The organism is Streptomyces sp. WAC05292 (assembly GCF_003949955.1).
In the GTDB taxonomy this organism is placed as follows: domain Bacteria; phylum Actinomycetota; class Actinomycetes; order Streptomycetales; family Streptomycetaceae; genus Streptomyces; species Streptomyces globosus.
This window is the reverse complement of sequence record NZ_RPSE01000634.1, coordinates 1-2188: the sequence shown is the minus strand read 5'-3', so window position 1 is coordinate 2188 and position 2188 is coordinate 1. Positions and strand designations below refer to the sequence as shown.

2 protein-coding genes are annotated in these 2188 nt (G+C 75.5%); both read right to left on the bottom strand.

What is annotated here, in order from left to right:
* Positions 1–181: 181 nt before the first annotated feature.
* Positions 182–886: a hypothetical protein gene (locus EF903_RS31880; protein WP_125548444.1), complete on the bottom strand. Its 705-nt coding sequence runs from the start codon at positions 884–886 to the stop codon at positions 182–184.
* 89 nt (positions 887–975) lie between these two features.
* On the bottom strand, positions 976–2130 hold the full coding sequence (locus EF903_RS31875) for an MFS transporter (RefSeq protein WP_260616201.1): 1155 nt from the start codon (positions 2128–2130) through the stop codon (positions 976–978).
* Between the last annotated feature and the right edge of the window lie 58 nt (positions 2131–2188).

Below are 2188 nucleotides of genomic sequence, written 5' to 3'. Positions count from 1 at the left end.
CGCCCAGGACGCCGCTGCCCCATCCGGGCGCCCACAGGGGTTGCGTCAGCAGGGCGGTCACCAGGACGGTACCGGCGGTCTTCACGGCTGCTGTGGCTCTCACACCGGGAAGTGTACTGGTGGTACACCCCATCGGTACACCCCGCTGGCGCACGCTCCCGCGGGGCTCACGCCGCGTCTGTCAGGAGACGGCGTACCACTGGCTGCCCCAGCCGGTGTTGATGGTGCTCGTGGACTGCTGCGTCAGGTCCACCCTGGCCGGCAGCGAGGTCTGCCCCGTCAGGATCGTGCTGTAGCGCAGGTTCGGCGGGGTGAGTCCGGCGTTGACGGAGATGCCGGCGCCCGTGGCCTTGAGGGTGAGGCCGTTGGTGGCCCAGGCACCGTTGAGGAGCAGGGCGATGAAGTAGGTGCCGGGGGCGGCGGTGAACGGCTTCGCCAGCGGCAGCGGCTTGGCGATCGGGTCCGTCATCAGCTGCGGCGAGATGTCCGCGGTGGCCGCGCGCAGGGTGCCGGAGGCGTCGTAGACGCCGAGGTAGCAGTCGGCGAGTTTGGCCTGCGGGTCGATCCCGGCGAGCCCCAGCCAGATGTTGGACCAGGTGATCTGCTCGTGGAGGACGAGCCGGACGAGGGTGACGCGGCCGCCGACGCCGCCCGCGGTCTGTGCCGTGACGTGGCCGGCGTCGTTCGGGTCGCCGGTCCAGGCGAGCAGGTTCTGGTCCTGCGGCAGGGGTTCCTGTACGGCGCGCGGCCCCGGGGAGGCGGGCGGCGCGGCGGTGGCCGCCGACGAGGCGGCGGGCCGGTCGCCGCCGGGTGCGGCGGTGCACGCCGTGAGGACGAAGAGCGCGGTGAGCGCGGCGCAGAGGCCGGCGAGGCTGCGGGTGTGCATGGTCTCCCCCTGGGTTCGGACGACCGAGTGTACGAACCGGCCGGCGGGCCCGAACCACCGTCCCCCCGCGCCCGCTTCGGGCGGGGCGCTCACCCCGCCCGGACGGGCCTGCGCAGCAGGTAGGCGGCGGCCGCGGCGACCAGGGCGCCCATGCAGGCGAGGAACACCAGGCCCGCGCTCTCCAGTCCGAGCGGTCCCGCCATGACGCCGACGCCGACGACGGGGACGGAGATGCCGGCGTACGCCACCACGAACAGCGTGGAGATGACCGCGGCGCGCCGGTCCGGCGGGGACGCCCCGGCCACCGCCGAGAGCGCGCCGCGGAACGACAGGCCCTGTCCGGCCCCGCCGACGAGCGCGCTCAGCACGACCAGGGCGAGGAGGTCCTGCCACAGGGCGGCGGCGAGGAGGGCCAACCCGGCGAGGAGGGCGGCGCAGCCGAGCGGCAGGGAGCGCCGGACGCCGAGCCGGCCGGCGGCCAACTGCCCTGCGGTGGAGGCGAAGAACGCGAGGGCGACGACGAGGCCGCTGACGGCGCGGTCGTGGACGTCGAGGGACTGCGCCATGAAGGCGGGGCTGACGGAGGTGAACACCCCGAACAGGGCGAAGCCCACGAACGCGGCGGTCGCGGCGGGCGCGAAGACGGCACGGACCTGCGCCGGCACCCCGGGCCGCTGCGGCCGCACCGCCGACAGCGGCCCGCGCTCCCCTACGGTCTCCGGCAGGGCCCACAGCACGCCCGCGGACGCGGCGACCAGGACCAGGTGCACCGCGAACGGCAGGTGCAGCGGCCAGGGCGCGTATTCGGAGAGGAGGCCGGCGAGCAGCGGGCCGCAGCCGAGGCCGCCCATGTTGGCGGCCGTCGCGACGAACGTGGCGCGGGAGGAGCCGCCCGGCGGGGCCAGTTCCAGGACGTACGCGGTGGCGGCTCCGGTGAACAGGCCGGCGGACAGCCCGGAGAGCAGGCGGCCCGCGTACAGCCAGGGCATCGCGGTGGCCGACAGGAAGCAGGCGGCGCTGGCGGCGGCGAGCGCGAGGCCGGTGAGCAGGACGGGCTTCCTGCCGACGGTGTCCGAGGCGTTGCCGGCGAGGAGGAGCACGCCGATGACGCCGACCGCGTACACGGCGAACACGACCGTGGTGACCAGCTCGTCGAAGCCGAACTCCTGCTGGTAGAGGCCGTAGAGAGGAGTGGGCAGGGTGGTGCCGGCCATGCAGACGGCGAAGACGGCTCCGGCGAGCAGGCACGGCCGCCACCCGCGACCGGCGCCAGGGGCGGCGGCGCGGGCGGCGGCGGCGGGG